We start from the raw sequence: 24,072 nt of genomic DNA, 5'->3' as shown, positions 1-24,072 counted from the left end.
CTTAAATTTTACCACATATTTTGGCATAATTTTGATTTGAATTTTACTGTATTTTTTATAATCCTTTTGAATGTTTATCTTTGTGCTCTTTTAAAATTAGAACCTCTTTATGTCAACAAATAATAGAAGATTTCCAGCAGAATGGGAAAAGCAACAAGGAATTGTATTGTGTTTTCCGCATAATGGCAACGATTGGCCGGGAAAATACGAAACCGTTCAATGGGCTTTTGTAGAATTTATTAAAAAAGTCGCAACTTTTGAAACTGTTTTTTTGGTCGTAGCCGATGAAAAATTAAAAGCAAAAGTTACCGAAATGTTAGAAAGTGCGCGCGTAAATCTTGCGAATGTTTCTTTCATTATACATAAAACAAATAGAAGCTGGATGCGTGATTCTGGACCAATTATTGTGAAAAATGGTTCTAAAAGAGAAGCTTTAAATTTCAACTTTAATGGCTGGGCAAAATATAAAAATTATCAATTAGATAAATTTGTTCCAGGCAAAATTGCTGATTTTATTGATGTGCCATTAACTCAGGTTACTTATAAAGGAAAACCAGTAATTGTTGAAGGTGGCGCAATTGATGTAAATGGAAGAGGAACTTTGTTAACCTCTGAAGAATGTTTGATGCATCCTACAACTCAGGTTCGAAATAAAAATTTCACTAAAGAAGATTACGAAGCTGTTTTTAAAGAATACTTAGGAATTACCAACGTAATCTGGCTTGGAAACGGAATTGAAGGAGATGATACACATGGTCATATCGACGATTTATGCCGATTTGTAAATGAAGATACCATTGTAACAATTGTTGAAACAGATAAAAACGATTCAAATTATAAACCTTTACAGGATAATTTAAAGCGTTTACAAAATGCAAAATTAGAAGACGGAAAATCGCCGACAATTGTAGCGCTTCCAATGCCAAAACGTGTTGATTTTGAAGATTTAAGATTACCGGCAAGTTATGCTAATTTCTTGATTTTGAATAATTGCGTTTTAGTTCCAACTTTTAATGACAGCAACGATCGCGTAGCTTTAAATATATTATCAGAATGTTTTCCTGATCGTGAAGTAATCGGAATTAGCTGTATTGATTTTATCTGGGGATTCGGAACCTTACATTGTTTAAGCCAACAGATTCCGGCTTAATTTTCGCCTCTAATTATACAATATTATTGAGCTGTCACTTTTAGTGACAGCTTTTTTATTTACATATACTTAACATACGGAACTACCGTGCGTCCCGGCAACATTCTTAAATTTGTCCAGTCAACAAATGCAGCAATGCAGATTCAATTTTTATAATGAAAAAAATATTTTTGGTCCTTTCTATGCTTTCTCAGGGAGCTCTTTTTTCACAAACTAATCCACAAAAACCAGTTGAACTTACATTTGCTACCTATAATGTAAGTATGGAATCTGAAAACTATTTTCCGAGAGGTACGAAGGGAAATTCGGAGCAGATATTGATCAATCAGCTTGATTCAGGAAATAACGTTCAAATTAAAAACATCGCCCAAATTATTCAGACGGTAAGGCCGGATGTTATTTTGCTAAACGAGTTTGATTACATTAAAAATCCTAAACTTGGGGTAAAGGCGTTTATTAAAAATTATTTAAAAGTGGCTCAAGGCGGAGCAACGGCTATTGATTATCCTTATTTCTATTACTCAACGGTGAATACTGGTCAGCCAAGCCCTTACGATTTGAACAATGACGGAAAGTCAGAAAATTTTGGAAGTGATGCTTGGGGATTTGGTATGTATCCTGGTCAATATGCTATGATGATTTTGTCAAAATACCCTATTGATGTTAAGGCAGTCCGTACTTTTCAACATTTTAAATGGAAAGATATGCCGGGAGCATTGCTTACCAAAAACGCGGATGGTTCGGATTGGTATAGCAAGGAAGCATGGGAGCAATTTCCATTATCTTCCAAATCTCACTGGGACGTTCCTGTTCAAATTGGCAAGAAAACGGTTCATATTTTAGCCAGTCATCCTACTCCTCCTTCTTTTGATGGTGCAGAAGATCGTAATGGAAAAAGAAATCATGATGAAATCCGTTTCTGGAAGGACTATATTTCAGACAATACAGCTTCGTATATTTATGATGACAAAGGGATAAAAGGAGGTTTACCTTCGAATTCTCAATTTGTTATAGTGGGTGATCAAAATGCTTCACCGGTAGAAGGAAATGCTATTATGGAAGGTATAAAGTCATTACTTGACCATCCTAAAGTTAACAGCGACCTTACACCTGCAAGTAAAGGAGGTGCGGAACATAGTCCTCAAAACCCTTTCGGAATTAATCATACTGCCTTTTGGAGAATGCGTGCTGATTATGTATTGCCTTCAAAACTTGGTTTTAAGGTTATCAACAGCGGTGTATTCTGGCCTGCAAAAGGTGAACCAATGTCAGAATTGGTTGAAAAACGTGAATCAAGTTCAGATCATCGTTTAGTTTGGGTGAAGGTAGTTTTGGAGTAAATAACTTCTTCTCTATATTTTTTTGTTTTTTAAACGCAAAAAAATCTTTGCAACTTCGCTCCCGAAGCCTCAGAATGCGAGACTCAAAACAAAAAGAGCTTGTTAGTTTAATTCTAACAAGCTCTTTATTATATGAACTAAAATTAATATTTTAGGACTCCTTATGGTCTGATAAAGGGAGGCAATAATTGACTGCAAACTTCTCCAAAACCAATTCGTACTTCAGCATTTTCGCAGAAACCTCTTATGATTACGGTATCGTTATCTTCTATAAATTTACGTTCGCTTCCATCTTTTAATTTAATCGGATTTTTTCCTCCCCAAGTCAGTTCTAACATAGAACCGAAGCTGTCTGGAGTTGGTCCAGAAATAGTTCCAGAGCCCATCATATCACCAGAATTCACACGGCATCCGTTTGAAGTATGATGCGCTAATTGCTGACTCATTGACCAATATAAATATTTAAAATTTGATTTTGAAACTATAGTTTCTTCTGCTTCTTCAGGTTTAAGTGAAACTTCTAAATGAATATCAAAAGCTTTTTTGCCTTTTGTTTGTAAATAAGGAAGCGGCGACGGATCTTGTTTTGGACCTTTTGTTCTAAAAGGCTCTAAAGCATCCATAGTCACAATCCAAGGAGAAATAGAGGTCGCAAAGTTTTTTGCTAAGAATGGTCCAAGTGGCACATATTCCCATTTCTGAATATCGCGTGCACTCCAGTCATTCAATAAAACCATTCCGAAAATATAATCTTCAGCTTCGTAAGTGGGGATATTTTCTCCCATTACATTAACGTCGGTTGTAATAAAAGCAGTTTCTAATTCAAAATCCACTAAACGAGACGGACCAAAAACAGGATATTTTTCTCCAGCAGGCAAAGTTTGTCCCATTGGTCTGTGAACCGGAATGCCAGACGGAACAATAGTAGAACTTCTTCCGTGATAACCTACAGGTATATGAAGCCAGTTTGGCAATAAAGCATTTTCAGGATCACGGAACATTTTTCCTACGTTAGTAGCGTGTTCTTTACTTGAATAAAAGTCAGTATAATCGCCAATTAAAACCGGCAATTGCATTTCGACATCATCAATTTTAAAAATAACAATATCTTTATCTTTTGTTGAATCTCTAAGTTGAGGGTTCGTTTCATCGAAAATTTCAGCGATACGATTTCGAACTAAACGCCATGTTTTTTTTCCATCAGAAATAAAATCATTAAGCGTGTCTTGCATGAACATATCATCAGTTAAATCTATTCCTTCAAAATAGTTCAATTGTTGTAAAGCTCCTAAATCTATAGCGTAATCGCCAATTCTTGTTCCTACTGTAACGACATTTTCTTTAGTAAGAAATACACCGAAAGGAATATTTTGAATAGGGAAGTCGCTATTTTCTGGCACTTCTAACCATGATTTTCTTTTGGTATCGTTGGCGGTTATTGGCATGTGAATGTTAATTATTTGTTGAAAAATTGTATGTCAAATATATCATAATCTAACAGTTTGACAAACGTTTTTTTGTATTTTTGCAGGAAATTAACGAAAAACGAAAAAATGCAACGCGACGAACAAATTTTTGACCTTATACTAGAGGAACAAGACAGACAAATTCACGGACTAGAACTTATTGCTTCTGAGAATTTTGTAAGTGACGAAGTAATGGAAGCAGCTGGTTCTGTTTTAACTAATAAATATGCCGAAGGTTATCCTGGCAAAAGATACTACGGCGGTTGCGAAGTAGTTGACGTTATCGAGCAAATTGCAATAGACAGAGCAAAAGAATTATTTGGTGCTGAATACGCAAACGTACAACCTCACTCAGGTTCTCAAGCTAATACAGCAGTTTACCACGCTTGTTTAAATCCTGGTGATACTATCTTAGGTTTTGATTTATCTCATGGTGGTCACTTAACTCACGGTTCTCCAGTAAACTTTTCAGGTCGTTTATACAAGCCAGTTTTTTACGGTGTAGATGCTGAAACTGGTCGTTTAGATTATGACAAAATTCAAGAAATTGCGACTAAAGAACAGCCAAAATTAATCATCGCCGGAGCATCTGCTTATTCTCGCGATATGGATTTTGCACGTTTCAGAGAAATCGCTGACAGCGTAGGAGCGATCTTATTTGCTGATATTTCTCACCCTGCAGGTTTAATTGCAAAAGGATTAATGAATGACCCGATTCCTCATTGTCATATCGTTTCTACGACAACACACAAAACTTTGCGTGGGCCACGTGGAGGTTTGATTTTGATGGGAAAAGATTTCGAAAATCCACAAGGTTTGAAAACTCCAAAAGGAGAAATCAGAATGATGTCATCATTATTAGATCTTGCTGTTTTCCCAGGAAATCAAGGTGGACCATTAATGCACATTATTGCTGCTAAAGCTGTTGCTTTTGGTGAAGCATTAAAAGATGAGTTCTTTACGTATGCTATGCAATTGCAAAAAAATGCAAACGCTATGGCAGATGCATTTGTAAAAAGAGGATACCAAATTATTTCTGGCGGAACCGATAACCACATGATGCTTATTGACTTAAGAAATAAAAACATTTCTGGTAAAGAAGCTGAAAATGCATTAGTAAAAGCAGAAATTACAGTAAATAAAAATATGGTTCCATTTGACGATAAATCTCCATTTATCACATCTGGAATTCGCGTAGGAACAGCTGCAATCACAACTCGTGGTTTAATTGAAGAAGATATGGAAACTATCGTAGCGCTTATCGATAAAGTTTTGTCTGATCATACAAACGAAACAGTTATCGAAGAAGTAGCTAACGAAGTAAATGAAATGATGAGCGAAAGACCTATTTTCGTATATTAATATAGTTTCAAGTTTAAAGTTTCAAGTTTAAAGTTTTGTGACGCGTAAAAAAACGTAGAACAAAACTTTAAACTTTTTTAGTTTCGGATCGAATCTGAAACTTGAAACAAAGAAAACCTGAAACAAAAAAACAAAAAGACATGGGCGTACTAAGATTACAACTGCCAACAGACCCAAGATGGGTAAATATTGTAGAGAAAAACATTGAAGAAATCTTGACAGATCATGCTTGGTGCGAGCAAAAAGCAGCAACAAATGCGATTACAATTATAACGAATAACTCTGAACATCAAGATTTGGTGAAAGATTTATTGGCTTTAGCCAAAGAAGAAATCGATCATTTTGAACAGGTTCATAATATTATTATCAAAAGAGGCTTAAAATTAGGTCGCGAACGCAAAGACGATTATGTAAATGAATTGTATTTATATATGAAAAAAAGCGGCGACGGAAGCCGTGTTTCTGGATTAGTCGAAAGATTGCTTTTTTCAGCGATGATCGAAGCAAGAAGCTGCGAACGTTTTAAGGTTTTATCTGAAAACATTCAGGACGAAGAATTAGCTGTTTTTTACAGAGAATTAATGGAAAGTGAAGCTGGACATTATACTACATTCATTACTTACGCTCGTAAATACGGAGTTGGAATTGATGTAGAAAAACGTTGGAGAGAATGGCTTGCCTATGAAGAATCAATCATTAAAAATTACGGAAAAGGAGAGACGATTCACGGGTAAAAAGTTTTGTTTCAGGCTTTTTTTATTTCAGGTTTCAGGTTTTCTTTGTTTCAAGTTTGTCACGTTGAGTGAAATCTAAACGCGTTCTGATTGAAAATTTCAGGTTTACAATAAATAAAATCAGTATAAATCCGCGTCTTCGCGAAGCGAATCTGTGTCATCTGCGTCAAAAGGTACGTTCCAATTAAAAAATTTCTTGAATCTCCGTGCCATCTTTGTGAATCTCTGTAAAACTCTAAAATAAAAAATCCCCGTCTTCGCAAAGCGAATCGGTCACATCCGCGTTCCAAATAAACGCAAAATTTTAATAATCTAAATTCTATCCCGAAGCTTCGGGACTACAATCTAAAATTGTATCTTTGAAAGTAACCAAAATTCAAAGCCATGAGAATAGAAACTGATCTGAAATTAGGATTTAAGGACGTAATGATTCGACCAAAAAGATCAACGCTGAAAAGCAGATCTGAAGTATCTTTAGAAAGAAATTTCAAGTTTTTACACAGTACAGCTATTTGGACAGGAATTCCTATTATGGCGGCAAATATGGATACAGTTGGTACTTTCGAAATGGCTAAAGTTTTAGCTAAAGAAAAGCTTTTTACAGCCATTCATAAGCATTATTCTCCTCAGGAATGGCATGATTTTCTGAAAGATGCAAACCCAGATTTCTATGATTTTATAGCAATTAGTACCGGAACAGGAAAAGAAGATTTTGCAAAAATTGGTGAAATAATAACAGCAAATCCGCTATTAAAATTTATTTGTATTGACGTTGCGAACGGTTATTCAGAACATTTTGTACAGTTTTTAAAACAAACGCGAAAACAATATCCGGATAAAGTTATTATTGCAGGAAATGTAGTTACGGGTGAAATGGTCGAAGAACTATTATTGGCCGGAGCTGATATTGTAAAAGTCGGGATTGGGCCGGGATCTGTTTGTACAACTCGCGTAAAAACAGGCGTGGGTTATCCGCAGCTTTCAGCGATTATAGAATGTGCAGATGCAGCGCACGGATTAGGCGGACATATTATAAGCGACGGCGGATGCAGCACTCCCGGAGATGTTGCCAAAGCATTTGGAGCAGGTTCAGACTTTGTAATGCTCGGCGGAATGCTGGCAGGACATACTGAAAGTGGTGGAGAATTGATCGAAGTTGAAGGCAAGAAATTCAAACAATTTTACGGAATGAGTTCTACAACTGCGATGGACAAACATGTTGGCGGCGTTGCTGAATATCGCGCAAGCGAAGGAAAAACAGTTCAGGTGCCGTTTAAAGGAAATGTAATAAATACAGTATTAGATATTTTAGGAGGTTTAAGAAGTACTTGTACCTATGTGGGCGCTTCGAGATTAAAAGAATTGACCAAGCGAACTACTTTTATAAGAGTAAGCGAACAAGAAAATCAAGTTTTTACAAATTAGAATATTTTCAAAATAATGATTTCACTTTCAGAAGCAACAATAGCAGATCTTAAAACAATTCAAGAAATAGCACATTTAACTTGGCCACTGACCTATGGAGAAATTTTATCTAAAGAACAGTTAGATTATATGTTGGATCTAATTTATTCAGATGAAGCTTTAAAAACTCAATTTGAAAAGAAAGAACAGTTGTTTTATTTAATTTTAGATGATGAAACAACAGTTGGTTTTATCGGAATTGAACATAATTACAAAAATGGATTCGTAACTAGAATTCATAAAATATATCTTTTGCCAGAAACTCAGGGAAAAGGAGTAGGAAAAAAGGTTATAGCTGAAATCGAAAAATTAGCATTTGAAAAAAAATCAATCGCATTATCACTGAATGTAAATAGATTTAATAACGCACTCCGTTTCTATCAAAAACTAGGATTTGAAGTTACCGATGAAGTCAATATTGACATTGGAAATGGATTTTTGATGGAAGATTATGTGATGGAAAAGCGGTTGTAAGGGTTAAAATAAATCATAAAAAGGCATTGACTGTAATTGTACTTAGCTAAATATTAAAAAAGCTAACTTTGTAAAAAAAATAATATGGAAGATATAAGATGGGAACAAAGATTTTCTAATTTTAATAAAGCGCTATTAAAGTTAGACGAATCAGTAAATTATATAAAACAAAATTATTTAGATGACAAAGATGAATTAGATGCTGATAATTTAGGATATGTTGTAGAGGAACTAATAAAAGAAGGCCTAATTCAAAGATTTGAATATACTCATGAATTAGCTTGGAATGTAATGAAAGATTATGCTTTTTTTCAGGGAAATTCGACAGTTGGGGGTTCTAGAGATGCAACAAGGGAAGCTTTTAGATTACATATAATTGAAAATGCTGAAATGTGGATGGATATGATTCAGAGCCGTAATAAAACTTCTCATACTTATAATGAGGAAATTGCAAATGAAATATTTAATAAAATAATTAATGACTATTTCCAATTGTTTTTAGATTTTCAAAAAAAAATGAAAGAAAAAAAAAGTGGTGAACAAATTAATCTAATTTAATTTTATGAGTTCGTTTGGTCTTTCTTCAAATTATATAACTAAAATTAATTCAGTATTTCATCAGTATTTTAATATTGATGAAGTCATAATATTTGGCTCAAGAGCGAAAGGAAACTATAGAGATAATTCTGATATTGACTTAGCAATAAAAGGAAAATTGATTGATTTGTCAACTTTGCAACAAATCGAAAACAAATTAGAAGAGTTATATATACCCAATTTTATTGATTTAATAATCTTTGATAAAATTGAAAACCCTCATTTGGTAAATCATATAAATAGAGTAGGTAAACAGTTTTATAAAAAAGGCAAATCTTATTAATTTGTGTATTAACTCACAATAATATCATGTTTAAATAATAATCCTTTTACTTCTTTTAAAGCAAAAACAGCTTTTTTGAGCTTAGTTTTTGATGGATCAATTGTATAATTGTAACTGGTCTTAAAATCGGCTTTGTTGGCAGTTGCCTTGTCAAATTCTGAGCGATATAAATCGCAATTATCAAAAAGTACGCTTGTAAGATCTGTTGCCATAAAATCTACCGCAATTAAACTGCAGTTGGTAAAAGTAGTTCCTTTGATTTTTAGCGTGTAAAACTTAGAAAAATCAAGGATGCAATCGTAAAAATGAACTTCAAAAATTAGTTTGTCACACATGGCGAAATTCACTTCCTTAATTTCGCATCGATTAAAAGATGCAGTTCTAAAAGCGACGTAATTAATCTTTGCTTCACTAAAAGTACAATCATTAAAAATGCAGTCAATAAAAGTAACAGCTAAAAAGGTGCAGGCGGAAAAATTGCAATTATTAAATATACAGCATTCGAAATCCTTAAAATTAAGATCGTCTCGATTATAAATAATAGTATCGTATTCTTTATCAAGGAAATATTCGCTCTCTTTTTTCAAGGTGACTTTTAATTTTTTAGGTTGAAAAGATACTAATTTAAGTAAAATATTATGCAAAATTTACAGTCAAAATTTATAATTTGATGTAGCTTTACGTTGATTTTTTTTAAAGTAAAAATGATAATTACAAAATATGGAATCAACAAGAAAAGAACATGATTTTTTAGGAGAATTAGATATTCCTAATCAACTATATTATGGTATTCAGACCTTTAGAGCTGTAGAGAATTTTAATATTACGGGAATTCCAATTTCAAAAGAACCTTTATTTATCAAAGCTTTAGGGTATGTAAAAAAAGCCGCTGCTATGGCAAATAAAGACTGTGGCGCTTTAGATCCTAAAATTGCCGAAGCAATTTGCTACGGAAGTGATCAGGTTATTGCAGGTAAATTCGATAAAGAATTTGTAAGCGACTTGATTCAGGGCGGGGCGGGAACTTCAGTAAATATGAATGCAAATGAAGTAATTGCCAATATTGGTTTAGAATATCTCGGACATAAAAAAGGGGAATACAATTTCCTTCACCCAAATAATCATGTTAACTGTTCTCAATCTACAAATGATGCGTACCCGTCTGCTTTTAGAATTGCACTTTACTTGAAAATGGAAAGTTTTATTAAAACATTAGAAGGCTTGGAAATCGCTTTTGCTGCAAAAGGAGAGGAGTTTAAAAATGTTTTAAAAATGGGAAGAACGCAATTGCAAGATGCCGTTCCGATGACTTTAGGACAAGAATTTAAATCTTACGCAACTACAATTGGTGAAGATGTACGAAGGTTAAAAGATGCTCAGAGCCTGGTTTTAGAAATCAATATGGGAGCTACTGCAATTGGTACAAGAGTAAATGCACCAGAAGGATATCCTGAAATTTGTGTAAACTACTTAGCAAAAGAAGTTGGAATTCCGCTAACACTTTCACCAGATTTAATTGAAGCGACAGTCGATACTGGAGCGTATGTTCAAATCATGGGAACATTAAAAAGAACGGCTGTAAAAATCTCTAAAATCTGCAACGATTTAAGATTATTGAGTTCTGGACCAAGAACAGGTATAAACGAAATTAATTTGCCCGCACGTCAGCCGGGGTCTTCTATTATGCCCGGAAAAGTAAATCCGGTAATTCCAGAAGTAGTCAACCAGACTTGTTTTTACGTAATCGGACAGGATTTAACGGTTACTATGGCAGCTGAAGCAGGACAATTACAATTAAATGTAATGGAACCAGTAATTGCTTTTGCTATGTTTACATCGTTAGACTATCTTTCAAATGCAATTCAAACTCTAATTGATAAATGTATCATCGGAATTACTGCAAATGTTGATCACTGTTATAATATGGTAATGAACAGTATTGGAATTGTAACACAATTGAACCCTATTTTAGGTTATGAAGAAAGTGCAAGTATTGCCGGGGAAGCTTTAAAAACAAATAAAAGCGTTCATGAAATTGCTGTTATCGAGAGAAAAGTAATCACTCAGGAAAAATGGGATGAGATTTATTCTTTAGAGAATTTAATTCATCCAAAATTTATCACGAAATAAAAGATTATTTATGATCTAAAAAAGCCGTCAGTTTTTATATGACGGCTTTTTTATGCTTTTAAAAATATGTTTTAAAGCATTTTATTAATAGAATATTTTATAAAAAATACCAGCTAAAATAAGATATATAAAAAGACATATTACATTAACAAACAATACTTTGAGGTATTTATTTAATGAAGGAATATTTTCTCTAAAAAAGGTATAATTCATTACTGTTGCTGCACCGCCAATGAATCCTCCAATTGCGCCTCCGCCGATTATTATTAAAAAAGGCAAACCGCCAATTAAATATTCATACCATTTTAATTTTTTTGCCATGGGATGTTTCGTTCCATTTATATTCAAAACTTGTGCTGATATATCTGGAAAATTTGCTTTAGGGAAAGCTTTAACGGTTTCATTATTGGCTGTTTTTAATAAAAATGGCTTCCCTTTTTCTTTAGTTTGCTCAACAAGAATCCCATTTTGTTTTAATGTTGATTTGCCTGAGAAAATATTATTTTCAAATTCAAAAGTATCGTTTGGAAAGTCTTCTAGAGTAAATTCAAAATTATTTTTCATTGTTTATTTTTTTGGGAATGTTTCAAATGAAATCCTTACTGTTGGTGTATTAAATATTTTGCAAAAATAATTGAAACTGGTAATTTGCGTAATTGCTAAAAGCTTAAAAAGAAACAGAATAAGATTTTATTTCAATAGTAATTTGAAGAATAATTTATTCTAAATATAGAACTTGTTTTTTAGAGGTAGTAAGTCTATATATAATTTTAGTTTTATAAAGTGTTGAAAATAAGCGTTATATTTACATAGCAATTGATGTTATTTCAGAAAATTAAAATTCTTAGATGATAAAAATTTTAAAAAATAATTGTTTTCAGAATAAATACAGCCTTTTAGGATTGTTCTTCTTTATTCAATTCAGTTTGATTGCTCAAATTGAATCAGGCGGTTCCGAAATTTGTCCACCAAAAACATTCTTCGAACTTTTTACAAAAAAAGATTCTGTTCATGTAATTAAACCTGTAAAAAACAGCTTTTTTTTAGTTATTCCAGTGATCGGTTCTCAGCCGGCGACCGGATTTGTTTTTGGTGGTGTAGCACAATATACTTTTAAAGGAAAACAAAAAGCAGCTAAATATTCAATTGCCAATGTGGGCATAACTTATACAACAAAAAAACAGTGGCTGGTCAATATTAAAAACAGTATTCTTCTAAAAAACAATAAGATATTTCTAAACGGAGATTATAGAATCTATATATTTTCACAGCCCAATTACGGTTTAGGAACTAATATTATTCCGCCTCGACGCGATCAGGAACCAAATTTTAGTATTGATTCGCTTGCTCAGCCAATGGATTATAATTATTTTAAGTTTCACCAAACGGCTTCTTTTGAGGTAAAACCTAATTTTTATGTCGGAGGTGGTGTAAATATCGACTGGTATACTTCTATAAAAGATAAAGAATTAGATATTGCAAATGGAATATCTACGTATCATTATGATTACAGTCAAAAATATGGATTCAATAATTTAGAATATTTTTTAACGGGCGTAAGTCTTAATTTGGTATACGATTCACGAGACAATCAAATTAATGCTACACACGGCTGGTTTGCCAATATTAATTATAGATTTAATCCCGTATTGTTTAAAAATCAGGAATACAGTAATGTTTTATATACAGAATATCGAAATTTTATTCCGCTTTCGGCAAAAAAGAAAGGCTATATTTTGGCACTTTGGACCTATGGACAATTTGTAACCAGAGGAAAAGTTCCGTATTTAAACCTGCCCGCAAATGGCTGGGACCAGCGAAGCCGAAGCGCCGAAGGGTATACACAGGGATTGTTTAGAGGAACGAATTTAGTTTATCTTTCAACTGAATTTCGCTTTCCAATTACCTGTAATCAAATGTTTAGCGGTACGGTTTTTACCAATTTTGTAACCGCAAATAATCCAGATACAAATATCCATCTTTTTCAATATATTCAGCCTTCATTTGGTGCAGGATTACGAATTTTAATCGATAAAGCAACCCGAACGAATCTAATTGTAGACTACGCTTGGGGCAATAATTCAAAAGGTTTTTATTTGAATGCCGGCGAAACTTTCTAATAAAAAATATTCTAAAAGCATTTCGAAATACTAAAAGCTCATTTTTTTTATTGGTTTATATGTTCAACTGTTCATAATTAAATCATAATTTACAACTATTGCCATTTAGATTTTTAAACTCAATTCTTATTTTTGTTACTAATAGAAATATTTAGATGAAATTATTAATAGTCGAAGACGAACCAAATCTTTTATCCATTCTGCGTAAAGGATTTGCCGAAAACAATAACGAAGTCAGCGTGGCTCTCGATGGCAAAACAGCTCTCGAAATGATTCACAATTACAATTTTGATGTTGTAGTCTTAGATGTTATGCTGCCCGATATCAACGGAATCGAAATTTGCAGAAGATTGCGTGCCAGCAAAAATTTTGTCCCAATTTTACTTTTGACCGCTTTAGGAACTTCAGAAAATATTGTAACCGGATTAAACGCTGGTGCTGATGATTATTTAGTGAAGCCTTTTAAATTTGGAGAACTCGATGCAAGAGTAAATGCCTTGAACAGAAGAGCAAATCAGGAAACTGAAAAAGTAGATACTATCGTAATTGCAGATTTAGAGATTAATGGAAAAGCTAAAACCGTAAAAAGAAACGGAGAATCAATTGTCTTGACTGCGAAAGAATTTAAATTATTGTATTATTTGGCCAAAAATACAGGCAGAATAGTATCGCGCGATCAAATTTTAGATAATGTCTGGGACATTAATTTTGATATGAATACTAACGTTGTTGATGTGTATATCAATTACTTGAGAAAAAAAATAGATAAGCCTTTTAATTCCAAACTTATTCATACCATGAAGGGTTTAGGTTATGTTATACAGCCATAAAATGGATATAAGAAAAAAAATTACTTTTACTTATGTAGCGTTGTCTACCTTTAGTACATTATTATTGTGTATTATTGTTTTCGTTTTATTTAGAGAAAATAACCGTTATCATTTCTTAAAAAGATTAGAAGACAGAGCTAAAATTGTAGCTTCGATTCATTTTCAAAAAGATCCTGAAAAAATAAAATACTATAAAAATCTTAAAAAGAACGGGCTCGAAGAACTTATAGAAGAGGAAGAATTTGTTCTTAAAATAAACAGTGCCAATAGTTTTGATTATAATACTGCTCTTAATTTGCCAAATCAGTTTTATACTAATATTTTAACTACAGGCAAAGATTATTTTGAGGTTAACAGCAAATATTATTTAGGACAGGTTTTTACAGAAAACAATCAGAAATATATTGTAATTGTTGCCGCACGTGACCGAAGAGGAAAAACCACAACGATTTATATTGTAAAAATATTATTTTTTGGCGGTATCGGATTTATTCTTCTCGCTTTCTTTTTAGGACGTTTTTTAGCGAAACGTGTTATAAATCCTGTTGCTAGAATTACCAAAGAAGTAAACCGAATCAGTGCTTCAAATCTCCACAACAGATTGCCGGAAGTTAAAAACTCAGATGAAATTTCAGATCTTACGGAAACGTTTAATGATATGCTCGACCGATTAGAAACTTCATTTGAAATTCAGGCGAATTTTATTAATAATGCTTCTCACGAATTAAAAACGCCAATTACAACTATTATTGCCGAGTCTGAAATTATGTTGCTTAAAGAGCGAGAAGTTTCAGAATATATTGAGTCATTGCAAAATATTTACAGTCAGGCTTCTAGATTAGGAAACTTAACAGAAAGTCTATTAAAACTGACTCAAACAGGTTACGACGGCAAAAAGCAAGTTTTAGATATAGCACGTATAGATGAGCTTTTGATGGATGTAAAATCAGATCTTGATAAAATTTATCCAGACAATCGCGTGAGCATGAAGTTTAATTTTGTTCCAAAAGATTCTAATTTGCTTTTAATTCCGTGCAACAAGCCTCTTTTAGAGTTAGCAATTAACAATATTGTGACAAACGGAGTAAAATATTCGGATAATAACGAAGTTTTTGTAACACTTTCAGCAAATCAGGAAGTGATTAAAATTTCTATTAATGATATCGGAATTGGAATTCCGCCAGAAGATATTCCGCATCTGTATGAACCTTTCTTTAGAGGAAAAATTGCCACTAAATATATTGGTTACGGTTTAGGTTTGCCGTTGGCATCCAAAATTATCCGCATGCACGACGGTGAGATACAAGTACAGTCAGAGCAAAATAAAGGGACTATTGTAACTATTATTTTCAAGAAGTCAAAAATCAAAAATCCCAACATTAAAAATTCTAATGTTGAATCTTAGAAAATTCTAATTTTAGATTAAGACCCTTCTAATTTACAGGGAGTTATTTTGTATGTATAAACTAAACGATTATACTTATGAAAAGTTTCCTTATACCAACCACATTAAAAGACGATACAATTTCTGCCGTAAAATCGGCTGTTAACCAAGCGAAAGATTCAGATTGCGAAATCATTTTAATGATAAGCGCTGAAACTCCAGATTCGTATTCGTCATCTTATTTTTTGCGCGAAATGAAAACGGGACTTACTGCAAGTCAAGAAGAAATTTTAGAAACGTGCAGATATATTGTTGATCGTATTCCGAATTGCAAATTAAAAGTTCATAATCAATACGGACTTTCATCGCCAATTTTTAAACGTATTATCGAGCATTTCTCTGTAAAATTAGTTATTCTGACTAATTCTTATAAACAAGAAACAAAACGAATTCATCAATATTTAATTCAGTTAGCCGGAAATCAAAAATGCCCGATTTTGCATTTAGGATCAGAAGAATCGAAAGATGGATTTAATAAAGCACTTTATATTGAAAACGCCAATGCAAATATGCATGTTAAAGTTGTGCAGCAGTTTGTAACTGAAAATTTCTCTTTTGAAATTGTAAGCCAAACATCAAATTTTGATGATAATTACGAAAATTTTGCGCCTTATTTATCTGAAGCAATTTCGAAATACGACATCGATTTGTTAGTTGAAACTCGTAAAGGAGAAAAAATAAAATTCAATAAAACTAAAAAAGAAAATACAAACGAAAGACTCGGACTTCCGGTTCTTTCACTTTATGAAGAATTGGCTTAATCCAAATTTCTTCAAAAAACGCAAGTTTAATTTAAAACCGAAAATATGTTATTAAAGAAAAGAATTCCAATGAAGTACGTTCTCGGGAAAATTAAAGTAGAATTAGGTCTGGTAATGACTTATACAATTTTGTTTGAAATTTTTCATCACTATTTTATTAATATTTCAGTTGATATTCCGATAGCAATTCCAACAATGGTTGGTACCATTATTTCGCTGTTATTGGCTTTTAAATCGAATCAGGCTTATGATAGATGGTGGGAAGCCAGAATTATTTGGGGATCAATCGTAAATGAGTCCAGAACTTTGGTAAGACAAATGCTGACTTTTTATAAAGACCCTGAATTTTCTGTAGAAGCAAATGAATTCAAAGAGAATTTTACAAAACGACAAATTGCATGGTGTTACAGTTTAGGGCAGGCTTTACGAAATAAAGATGCCATAAAACCAATCAAAGAATTTATAAGTGAAGAAGAATTAAACTTTGTAAAAAATCATCAGAATGTACCGAATGCGATCTTATTGCTTCATTCTAGAGATTTGAGAATTGCCAGAAAAGACAAACGTTTAAATACCTATCAGCAAGTAGAAATAGATAAAACCATAACACGATTATGTGACGCAATGGGGAAATGTGAGCGTATTAAAAATACCATTTTTCCAACAACTTACAGCATGTATATCAGAATGACATTGTGTTTGTTTATTCTTTTATTGCCTTTCGGATTAATCAGTTTGTTGAGCTGGTTTGCAATTCCGTTGATTACAATTATTGGAGGAACATTTTTCTTAATTGAAAAAATGGCAATCCATTTACAAGATCCTTTCGAGAACAGACCAACAGACACGCCTGTTACTGCGATTTCGAATACAATCGAAAAGAACTTAATGCAAATGCTTAATGAATATCAAAGTGAATTTGATATTATTAAGGAATTTGACCTTAAACCTGAAACCAAAAAAGCGCCAGCAGATGCCTACTTTGTTTTATAATTAAATGTTGGAATTAGATTAGTTGGAAACCAGACAGCAATTATGTTGTCTGGTTTTTTAGTTTTACGAATCGAGCAGTTTTCCGAGAGTTTGTATCGATTGACGCAATTCATTTGTCCAAGGCAAACCAAAACTCAATCGCATGCAATTCGAAAATTGATTTTGCAGAGAGAAAATTCTTCCCGGCGCAATGCTGATTTTTTGTTTCATGGCCAAATGATAAAAAGCTCCGGTATCTACATTTTTATCTAATTCGACCCAAAGAAAAAAACCGCCTTGAGGCTGACTCACCTTAGTTCCCGCCGGAAAAGATTCTAAAACGGTATTAATGTAATTGTTGCAGTTGTGATTTAAAATCTGGCGAATTTTGCGAAGATGATTTTCATATCTTCCGTTTTTAAGAAAATCGCCCACAACTTCATGCGTAATAGTAGGCGAGGAGAGCGTGTGATAAATTTTATTTCGCAGAATATCTTTTTTGAATTTCCCCGGAGAAACCCAGCCCACGCGATAACCTGGTGCCAATGTTTTAGAAACAGAACTGCAGCAAAGTACAATACCGCTTTCATCAAAAGTTTTACAATTAGATGGTCGGCTAGAGCCAAAATACAAATCGCCGTGAATATCATCTTCGATTAGCGGAATATTGTAAAATTCCATCAATCGAACTACTTCTTTTTTATGTTCTGTTGGCATCATGCTTCCAGACGGATTGCTGAAGTTGCTCATCAATAAACAGAGCTTAACTTTTTTAGAAGAAAGCGCTTTTTTTAACGCATCTAATTCAATTCCAGTTGTCATATTTGTCGGCAATTCCATAATATATAAACCCAAAGATTTAGCCAATTGCAAAATGCCAAAATAAGCAGGACTCTCTGTAATAATAGTATCTCCAGGTTTGGTCAACGTCATTAAGCAATGTGATATAGCGCTTGTACAGCCTGGCATTGTAATAATGTCTTCCTCGGTCAGTGAGCCTCCCCACGTAAAAGACCATCTTGCAATTTCTCTTCTTAAATTCTGATTTCCTTGTACTTGCTCGTAACTCGTACCGCTGTTTGTAAGCTGACGCATGGCCTGAAGCATTCCTTTGTTTAATTTAGCAATTGGCAGCAATTCATTTGATGGAAAACCTAAAGAAAGCATCGTAATATTTTTATCTGTCATATTGCCGTAAACCTGATCAATTAAGTCTTGTCTGTCGATGTTTTGAACGCTTAAAATAGGTTTGCTTGCCGAAGGTTCCGTAATAATTCTAGCCGAAGTATTGCTCACATAATAGCCAGATTGTGGTCTTGATTCTATCAATGATCGGCTTTCAATTTCATAATAGGCTTTGCTTACTGTACTCATACTATAGCCCGTTTCAGCGCAGACTTCACGTATAGAAGGCAGTTTGTCGCCAACATTTAGTACACCTGATTTTATTTGTTTTTCGATGCGATCTGCAAATTGCAAATACAAGTAATTTGAATTTTTCATAAAAAAAAACTGTTATGGTGCAATTTACAAAAACTGTATCTGTATTGCTGTTTTATTTTTGTGAAATTTGCTTTATCAGAAATAATAAAAATAACTCCTGTGAAAACAACAAAATACTACATAGCAGCAATTACCGCATACACCATTTGGGGATTTTTCAGTTTGGTTTTAAGACCTATTCACGACTATGCATCGCTGGATATTTTGTTCTTCCGAGTATTTAGCTGCAGTATTTTAATGCTTTTGATTTGTTTTTTATTTAAAAGAAAAACGCTTCAGGATACTATTTCCATCTTCAAATCTTTATCAGCTTCTGAAAAGAAAAAGGCAATTTTGCTAAACATAGGCGGAAGCGTTTTTTTAATGTCTAATTGGTTCACTTTTATATATGTTATGAATCATGTCAGCGTAAAAGCGACTTCTTTGGCGTATTTGGTCTGCCCAATTTTAACCACTTTGCTGGCTTATTTTATTTTGCATGAAAAATTAAGCAAAACACAATGGATTTCTGTCGGATTGAGTATTTCGGGCTGTTTATTGCTGTCATATGCTGATATTATGGATATGTTTTTCAGCATCATTATCGGATTTACTTACGCTTGTTATTTGGTTAGTCAGCGTGTGAACAAAGGTTTTGATAAATTCATTGTGCTTACATTTCATATTACTTTAGCGGCTTTGGTATTACTGCCATTCTATCCAGCATACAGCGGACCGGTTCCGACTGAATTCAAGTTCTATTTTTGTATCGAAACAATAGCGATTTTGTTTACAATATTTCCTTTATTCCTAAATTTATATGCGCTTTCTGGAATTAATTCATCAACTGTAGGAATGCTGCTAAACATCAACCCAATGATCGCTTTTGGATTAGCAAATTTTGTTTACCACGAAAAAATATCAGCTTTGCAGATAAGTGCTTACGGTATCATTTTTATAGCTGTTTTGGTTTTTAACTCGCATCATCTTTTTGCTTTAAAACAAAAATATATCCTGTCGTCTAAAGATTCGGTTTAAAATGTAATTTGCATACTTTTTATTGGTTTAAAAATAAAATTACAAGAATCTTAACAGGGTTTTAAAACAGGAATGAGTATTTTTCATTTCTGTTTTTTTTATGCAGTAAAGTGTGGTAAAAATAATGTAACAGATTACTAATTTTAAAGTTTTTTTTGGTTTAATTACCTCAAAAATTTTTTTAATATATGAAATCAGTCGCAACAAAAACCTATTACAAAACCGATTCGAAAATTTTATGAAAAATACAAAACTCCAAGCCTTTCTTCCTTTATTCTATTTAGTATGGTCTGACGATCTTTTAACTCAAAAAGAATTTGCTACAATTCAAGAATTTATAAATGCTTTAACTTGGCTTTCGCCAGAAGAAAAACAACAGCTTCTTTCTAAAGTTGACATTTCAAATCCGCCTTCGCGAAATGAACTCGCACAATGGAAACTCGATATTGAGTCGCACATCGAAGACAAATCTTCTATAAAATCTATTTTTGATATTGCAGTTGCATTGTCAGATAAAGATTTAGATATAAATGCTTTAAAATCTGATTTTACAAAACTAGAGAACGATTTGGGATTTTTAGGAGAAGAAGCAATTCAGAACTTTAAGACTAAAGCAGCTTCTTTCACTGCAAGTTCCCAAACCAACAGCAATTTTGATATTCAAAAAATAACATCACTTTTGGATGGTGAGCAAGCTTCAATAATTAAAAAAGTAAAATCAGTTATTTCGAGACCTGAATTTGCTTACGAAACTTCGACAGATGTAAATGTTTACCGCCAAACCGTTTACGATTGGTGTAAAATATTGGCAGAAGAAAATCTTGGAAATATGGCATATCCAAAGCGATATGGCGGAGGAGAAAACATAGCCGATTATTTTGCTATTATGGAAACCTTGAGTTATCACGATTTAAGTTTAGTGATAAAATTTGGCGTTCAGTTTGGATTATGGGGAATGAGTGTTCAATCGCTTGGAACCGAAAAACATTATGCAAAATATTTAAAAGATATTGGATCTCTAAAAATTCCAGGCTGTTTTGCTATGACTGAAACGCATCATGGCTCAAACGTAAAAGGTCTTGAAACAACAGCTACTTACAATCATAAGGATCAAACATTTACGATTCATACGCCACACAAAAAAGCACAAAAAGAATATATTGGCAACGCTGCAGTTCACGGACAAATGGCTACTGTTTTTGCTAAACTTATAATTGATAATCACGATTACGGCGTAAATGCTTTTGTGGTTCCTTTGCGCGATACAAGTGGAAATACTTTGAAGGGAGTTACAATTGGTGATTGCGGTCATAAAATGGGACTAAATGGCGTTGATAACGGAACAATTAGTTTTGATCAGGTTGTAATTCCGAAAGAAAATATGCTGGACAGATTTGCTTCTGTAAATGATAAAGGAGAATTTGAAAGTCCAATCCCGAGTGATAACCGTCGCTTTTTTACGATGCTGGGAACTTTGGTTGGAGGAAGAATTGGTATTCCGCGTTCGGCTTTGGCAGCAGCTAAATCTGGTTTAACAATCGCAATTCGTTATAGCGATCAAAGACGACAATTTGGGCCAGAAGGCGGATCAGAAGTTCCGATTTTAAATTACAGAATGCACCAGCGCCGTCTATTGCCACATTTAGCGAAAACATATGCAGTACATTTTGCTTTGCAATACCTTACAAAACGATTCTTGAATAAAACCGAAGCAGAAATGCAGGAAATCGAAGCGTTAGCAGCCGGAATGAAATCATATTCGACTTGGAGTACACGAGATATTTTGCAAGAATGCCGTGAAGCATGCGGTGGTAAAGGGTATTTATCTGAAAATAGAATCGACGCGCTAAAAAATGATACCGAAATTTATACCACTTTTGAAGGTGACAACACAGTTTTGATGCAATTAGTAGCTAAAAATCGCCTATCAGAATTCAGAAAATCTTTTGGCGAAATGGGATCGCTTGGAATCATAAATTATGTTTATGAAAATGCAAAAACAGCCATAGCAGAGAAAAATCCGATTGCTACCAGAAGAACAGATGATGAACATTTGCTTGATAGCGAATTTCATTTGCAGGCTTTTATACATAGAGAAAAAACAATATTGGCATCAGCAGCCAGACGTATCAAAAAATTAGTTGATGGAGGCTTAGAACCTTATGATGCTTTTAATGTTGTACAGCATCAAATGATTGATGTGGCGCAGGCATATTTGGAAAGAATTGTTTTAGAGCAATTTCAAGAAGTCATGAAAACCGTTGAAGATGAAAAATCAAAAGAAATCTTGATCAAATTATATCAATTATATGCACTTTCGCAGATAGAAAAAAATAAAGCCTGGTATCTTGAAGACGGTTATATGGAGGCTGTAAAAACAAAAGCAGTTCGTAAAATAGTTAACCAATTGTGTTGGGACATTCGTCCAGATGCAGTTGCATTAGTAAATGCTTTTGATATTCCGGAAAGTTGTTTAGCAGCGCCAATTGCGGTAAATATTTAAACTTTAAAAATTTAGAAATCTACTAATTCCAAGTTATTCTTCAAATTGAAGAACAAACTTGGAATTATTTTTTTTATCCCTCTGTATTTTTGAAATAAATAATTTTATGTCACTGCTACAAGTAGACATGTTTTGAAATGGAGTTTAAACTGTTTTAGATGAAAATATCATCTTATAAATAATTCCTTTTTATGTAATCACTTTACTATATTTGTAAGTCTCATTTATTACCCATCAGCTTGAAAAAATATTTTCTGTTTCTAACAATTATTTTGTTTTGCTTTCCTGTTTATGCATTGGATAGTACAGATACTATTTTATCAAAATTGAATGATGCCTTGAGAAATAAGGAGAGGTATGTGCAGCTAAAAGAAGAGCGCATTTTAAACTTCAAGAAAATCAAATCTGATGATTTGACGAAAGAGCAGGAGTACAATTATAATAAAACGTTATATACAGAATATCAAAAGTTTAATTCTGATTCGGCTATTTTTTACGTAAAAAAGAATTTGAAACTTTCGGGTGAACTTCAAAATAAAGATTTAAAAGACCAAGCCGAACTTCAATTGGCAACACTTTATTCTTCTTCAGGAAAATACAGAGAATCTGAAGCTCTTTTAAAAGGAATTAATAAAAAAGAATTGTCAAAAACATTGCTTCCTCAATACTACGAAGCTTACAGAGAATTTTATGAGCATTATGTGGCAAATAGTTATGATGAAATTTACATTCAGCAAATCAGGAAATACAGAGATTCCTTATTAGAAATATTAGATCCGAAAACGCTCAAGTATAAAATTAATCTGATTCAAAGACATATTTCGTATAAAAGGTTTGGCATTGCTCAAAAAAAATTGATGCAGTTGTTACAAACAGCAGATCAGGATAACACGCAATATGCCATGATTGGCTATTTGTTAGGAAGTATTTATGAAACAAAGCATCAATCAGCATTAAGAAAAAAATACTACGCACTTTCGGCTATTTCAGATATTAAACATGCCATCAAAGACAATGCTTCTTTGCAGGAATTGGCTTTGGCATATTTTGAAACGGGCGATGTAGATATGGCCTACAAATTGACACAATCTGCAATTGCTGATGCTCTTTTTTGTAATGTTCAGTTTCGTACACTTCAAATGTCTGAAGTTTATTCGATTATAAACACTGCTTATTTAGAAAGAGAAGCAAAACGAAAAATGCAGCTGCAATTGTATTTGCTTTTCATCAGTATTCTTTCCGTATTCTTGATTGTAGCCGTGATTTATGTGTACAAGCAAATGAAAAAAGTCTCAAAAATTCGTGGAGAACTTTTTATTACAAGTCAAAAATTAGCTGAATTAAACCAAGATATTACTGAAACAAATAATCAGTTGCAGGAACGTAATGCCCAGCTTTCAGAATCGAATCATATTAAGGAAGAATATATTGCGCACTTTTTCAATTTATGTTCTACCTACATTAATAAGCTGGAGAATTACCGCATTATTTTAAATAAAAAAGCAACAGCCAAACAATTTGACGAAATTTATAAAATTTTAAAATCTACAACCTTAGTTGATAACGAATTAGAAGAATTGTACAAGAACTTCGATATTATTTTCTTGAATCTGTATCCAACATTTGTAAAAGATTTTAACGCGCTGCTTATAAATGAAGAACAAATTGTTTTGAAACAAGGAGAACTGCTCAATACCGAGCTTCGCATCTTCGCTTTAATCCGACTCGGAATTACAGACAGTGTAAAAATTGCAGCCTTTCTTCGCTACTCTTTAAGCACGATTTATAATTATCGTACCAGAGCAAGAAATAAAGCAGCTGTTTCGAGAAATGATTTTGAAGAAATGGTCATGAGAATAGGCTTAATTTCCTTGAAAGTCTAATTATTTATTTTAAAACTACTACTTTTTTTGCTGTTTATT

At 33.1% G+C, this 24,072-nt stretch carries 21 protein-coding genes; 17 read left to right on the top strand and 4 right to left on the bottom strand.

Annotation, left to right across the window (positions count from 1 at the left end; genetic code table 11):
- Positions 1-109 precede the first annotated feature (109 nt).
- The gene (locus IRZ83_RS02335; protein WP_194566565.1) at positions 110-1,150 is read left to right on the top strand and encodes an agmatine/peptidylarginine deiminase; all 1,041 of its coding nucleotides are present in this window, start codon (positions 110-112) and stop codon (positions 1,148-1,150) included.
- Positions 1,151-1,305: 155 nt separating this feature from the next.
- A complete protein-coding gene (locus tag IRZ83_RS02330) occupies positions 1,306-2,490 on the top strand; it encodes an endonuclease/exonuclease/phosphatase family protein (protein ID WP_194566563.1) in 1,185 nt (394 codons plus the stop codon).
- A 161-nt stretch (positions 2,491-2,651) separates the two neighbouring features.
- Here the strand turns inward: IRZ83_RS02330 and fahA are convergent, their stop codons facing one another.
- Positions 2,652-3,935, bottom strand: coding sequence for a fumarylacetoacetase (fahA, locus tag IRZ83_RS02325; protein ID WP_194566561.1), 1,284 nt, complete (start codon positions 3,933-3,935; stop codon positions 2,652-2,654).
- 108 nt (positions 3,936-4,043) lie between these two features.
- On the opposite strand from fahA, the gene glyA reads away from it, so the two are divergent.
- The 6 genes from glyA (at position 4,044) to IRZ83_RS02295 (ending at position 8,870) form a co-directional block, all read left to right on the top strand.
- Complete coding sequence (gene glyA, locus IRZ83_RS02320) at positions 4,044-5,318, top strand: serine hydroxymethyltransferase (protein WP_194566559.1); 1,275 nt, start codon at positions 4,044-4,046, stop codon at positions 5,316-5,318.
- Between the two features lie 140 nt (positions 5,319-5,458).
- Complete coding sequence (locus IRZ83_RS02315) at positions 5,459-6,052, top strand: tRNA-(ms[2]io[6]A)-hydroxylase (RefSeq protein ID WP_029269691.1); 594 nt, start codon at positions 5,459-5,461, stop codon at positions 6,050-6,052.
- Between the two features lie 384 nt (positions 6,053-6,436).
- Positions 6,437-7,477: a GMP reductase gene (locus IRZ83_RS02310; protein WP_194566557.1), complete on the top strand. Its 1,041-nt coding sequence runs from the start codon at positions 6,437-6,439 to the stop codon at positions 7,475-7,477.
- A gap of 15 nt (positions 7,478-7,492) precedes the next feature.
- The gene (locus IRZ83_RS02305) at positions 7,493-7,990 is read left to right on the top strand and encodes a GNAT family N-acetyltransferase (RefSeq protein WP_194566555.1); all 498 of its coding nucleotides are present in this window, start codon (positions 7,493-7,495) and stop codon (positions 7,988-7,990) included.
- An 84-nt stretch (positions 7,991-8,074) separates the two neighbouring features.
- The gene (locus tag IRZ83_RS02300) at positions 8,075-8,548 is read left to right on the top strand and encodes a nucleotidyltransferase substrate binding protein (RefSeq protein ID WP_194566553.1); all 474 of its coding nucleotides are present in this window, start codon (positions 8,075-8,077) and stop codon (positions 8,546-8,548) included.
- A gap of 4 nt (positions 8,549-8,552) precedes the next feature.
- Positions 8,553-8,870: a nucleotidyltransferase family protein gene (locus tag IRZ83_RS02295; protein WP_194566551.1), complete on the top strand. Its 318-nt coding sequence runs from the start codon at positions 8,553-8,555 to the stop codon at positions 8,868-8,870.
- A gap of 8 nt (positions 8,871-8,878) precedes the next feature.
- Here IRZ83_RS02295 and IRZ83_RS02290 read toward each other — a convergent pair whose 3' ends face one another.
- Complete coding sequence (locus IRZ83_RS02290) at positions 8,879-9,457, bottom strand: pentapeptide repeat-containing protein (protein WP_194566550.1); 579 nt, start codon at positions 9,455-9,457, stop codon at positions 8,879-8,881.
- Between the two features lie 133 nt (positions 9,458-9,590).
- Here IRZ83_RS02290 and aspA point away from each other — a divergent pair, with 133 nt between their 5' ends.
- On the top strand, positions 9,591-11,000 hold the full coding sequence (aspA, locus tag IRZ83_RS02285) for an aspartate ammonia-lyase (protein ID WP_194566548.1): 1,410 nt from the start codon (positions 9,591-9,593) through the stop codon (positions 10,998-11,000).
- Positions 11,001-11,084: 84 nt separating this feature from the next.
- Here aspA and IRZ83_RS02280 read toward each other — a convergent pair whose 3' ends face one another.
- Positions 11,085-11,564: a hypothetical protein gene (locus IRZ83_RS02280; RefSeq protein WP_029269702.1), complete on the bottom strand. Its 480-nt coding sequence runs from the start codon at positions 11,562-11,564 to the stop codon at positions 11,085-11,087.
- 284 nt (positions 11,565-11,848) lie between these two features.
- Between IRZ83_RS02280 and IRZ83_RS02275 the strand changes: the two genes are divergently transcribed.
- The 5 genes from IRZ83_RS02275 to IRZ83_RS02255 all read left to right on the top strand — a co-directional run bounded on the left by IRZ83_RS02275 (position 11,849) and on the right by IRZ83_RS02255 (position 17,148).
- On the top strand, positions 11,849-13,120 hold the full coding sequence (locus IRZ83_RS02275; RefSeq protein ID WP_194566546.1) for a BamA/TamA family outer membrane protein: 1,272 nt from the start codon (positions 11,849-11,851) through the stop codon (positions 13,118-13,120).
- A gap of 155 nt (positions 13,121-13,275) precedes the next feature.
- Positions 13,276-13,950 carry a response regulator transcription factor gene (locus IRZ83_RS02270; RefSeq protein ID WP_029269704.1) on the top strand — a complete coding sequence of 225 codons (675 nt, stop codon included), beginning with the start codon at positions 13,276-13,278 and terminating at the stop codon, positions 13,948-13,950.
- A 1-nt stretch (position 13,951) separates the two neighbouring features.
- Entirely contained in the window at positions 13,952-15,355 is a 1,404-nt protein-coding gene (locus IRZ83_RS02265; protein WP_194566544.1) for a sensor histidine kinase, read from the top strand.
- A 77-nt stretch (positions 15,356-15,432) separates the two neighbouring features.
- Positions 15,433-16,155, top strand: coding sequence for a hypothetical protein (locus IRZ83_RS02260; protein WP_194566542.1), 723 nt, complete (start codon positions 15,433-15,435; stop codon positions 16,153-16,155).
- A gap of 45 nt (positions 16,156-16,200) precedes the next feature.
- The gene (locus tag IRZ83_RS02255) at positions 16,201-17,148 is read left to right on the top strand and encodes a bestrophin family protein (RefSeq protein WP_029269710.1); all 948 of its coding nucleotides are present in this window, start codon (positions 16,201-16,203) and stop codon (positions 17,146-17,148) included.
- Positions 17,149-17,211: 63 nt separating this feature from the next.
- On the opposite strand, the gene IRZ83_RS02250 is transcribed toward IRZ83_RS02255, so the two are convergent.
- Positions 17,212-18,630 carry a PLP-dependent aminotransferase family protein gene (locus IRZ83_RS02250; RefSeq protein ID WP_194566540.1) on the bottom strand — a complete coding sequence of 473 codons (1,419 nt, stop codon included), beginning with the start codon at positions 18,628-18,630 and terminating at the stop codon, positions 17,212-17,214.
- A 99-nt stretch (positions 18,631-18,729) separates the two neighbouring features.
- Between IRZ83_RS02250 and IRZ83_RS02245 the strand changes: the two genes are divergently transcribed.
- From IRZ83_RS02245 to IRZ83_RS02235, 3 genes are all read left to right on the top strand, one after another.
- Positions 18,730-19,647 carry an EamA family transporter gene (locus IRZ83_RS02245; protein WP_194566538.1) on the top strand — a complete coding sequence of 306 codons (918 nt, stop codon included), beginning with the start codon at positions 18,730-18,732 and terminating at the stop codon, positions 19,645-19,647.
- Positions 19,648-19,885: 238 nt separating this feature from the next.
- Positions 19,886-22,150, top strand: coding sequence for an acyl-CoA dehydrogenase (locus IRZ83_RS02240; protein ID WP_194566536.1), 2,265 nt, complete (start codon positions 19,886-19,888; stop codon positions 22,148-22,150).
- 239 nt (positions 22,151-22,389) lie between these two features.
- A complete protein-coding gene (locus IRZ83_RS02235) occupies positions 22,390-24,033 on the top strand; it encodes a DUF6377 domain-containing protein (protein ID WP_228520650.1) in 1,644 nt (547 codons plus the stop codon).
- Positions 24,034-24,072: the final 39 nt, after the last annotated feature.

Origin of the sequence: Flavobacterium sp. JLP (genome assembly GCF_015350755.1) — a bacterium.
Classification (GTDB): Bacteria; Bacteroidota; Bacteroidia; order Flavobacteriales; family Flavobacteriaceae; genus Flavobacterium.
The sequence above is the reverse complement of the archived record's forward strand: the minus strand, read 5'-3'. Positions and strand labels throughout refer to the sequence as shown.

Bases quoted from the DNA above. Each gene is read 5' to 3' on its own strand.
- IRZ83_RS02335 (WP_194566565.1), top strand. From the start codon at position 110: ATGTCAACAAATAATAGAAGATTTCCAGCAGAATGGGAAAAGCAACAA.
- IRZ83_RS02330 (WP_194566563.1), top strand. From the start codon at position 1,306: ATGAAAAAAATATTTTTGGTCCTTTCTATGCTTTCTCAGGGAGCTCTT.
- fahA (WP_194566561.1), bottom strand. From the start codon at position 3,935: ATGCCAATAACCGCCAACGATACCAAAAGAAAATCATGGTTAGAAGTG.
- glyA (WP_194566559.1), top strand. From the start codon at position 4,044: ATGCAACGCGACGAACAAATTTTTGACCTTATACTAGAGGAACAAGAC.
- IRZ83_RS02315 (WP_029269691.1), top strand. From the start codon at position 5,459: ATGGGCGTACTAAGATTACAACTGCCAACAGACCCAAGATGGGTAAAT.
- IRZ83_RS02310 (WP_194566557.1), top strand. From the start codon at position 6,437: ATGAGAATAGAAACTGATCTGAAATTAGGATTTAAGGACGTAATGATT.
- IRZ83_RS02305 (WP_194566555.1), top strand. From the start codon at position 7,493: ATGATTTCACTTTCAGAAGCAACAATAGCAGATCTTAAAACAATTCAA.
- IRZ83_RS02300 (WP_194566553.1), top strand. From the start codon at position 8,075: ATGGAAGATATAAGATGGGAACAAAGATTTTCTAATTTTAATAAAGCG.
- IRZ83_RS02295 (WP_194566551.1), top strand. From the start codon at position 8,553: ATGAGTTCGTTTGGTCTTTCTTCAAATTATATAACTAAAATTAATTCA.
- aspA (WP_194566548.1), top strand. From the start codon at position 9,591: ATGGAATCAACAAGAAAAGAACATGATTTTTTAGGAGAATTAGATATT.
- IRZ83_RS02280 (WP_029269702.1), bottom strand. From the start codon at position 11,564: ATGAAAAATAATTTTGAATTTACTCTAGAAGACTTTCCAAACGATACT.
- IRZ83_RS02275 (WP_194566546.1), top strand. From the start codon at position 11,849: ATGATAAAAATTTTAAAAAATAATTGTTTTCAGAATAAATACAGCCTT.
- IRZ83_RS02270 (WP_029269704.1), top strand. From the start codon at position 13,276: ATGAAATTATTAATAGTCGAAGACGAACCAAATCTTTTATCCATTCTG.
- IRZ83_RS02265 (WP_194566544.1), top strand. From the start codon at position 13,952: ATGGATATAAGAAAAAAAATTACTTTTACTTATGTAGCGTTGTCTACC.
- IRZ83_RS02260 (WP_194566542.1), top strand. From the start codon at position 15,433: ATGAAAAGTTTCCTTATACCAACCACATTAAAAGACGATACAATTTCT.
- IRZ83_RS02255 (WP_029269710.1), top strand. From the start codon at position 16,201: ATGTTATTAAAGAAAAGAATTCCAATGAAGTACGTTCTCGGGAAAATT.
- IRZ83_RS02250 (WP_194566540.1), bottom strand. From the start codon at position 18,630: ATGAAAAATTCAAATTACTTGTATTTGCAATTTGCAGATCGCATCGAA.
- IRZ83_RS02240 (WP_194566536.1), top strand. From the start codon at position 19,886: ATGAAAAATACAAAACTCCAAGCCTTTCTTCCTTTATTCTATTTAGTA.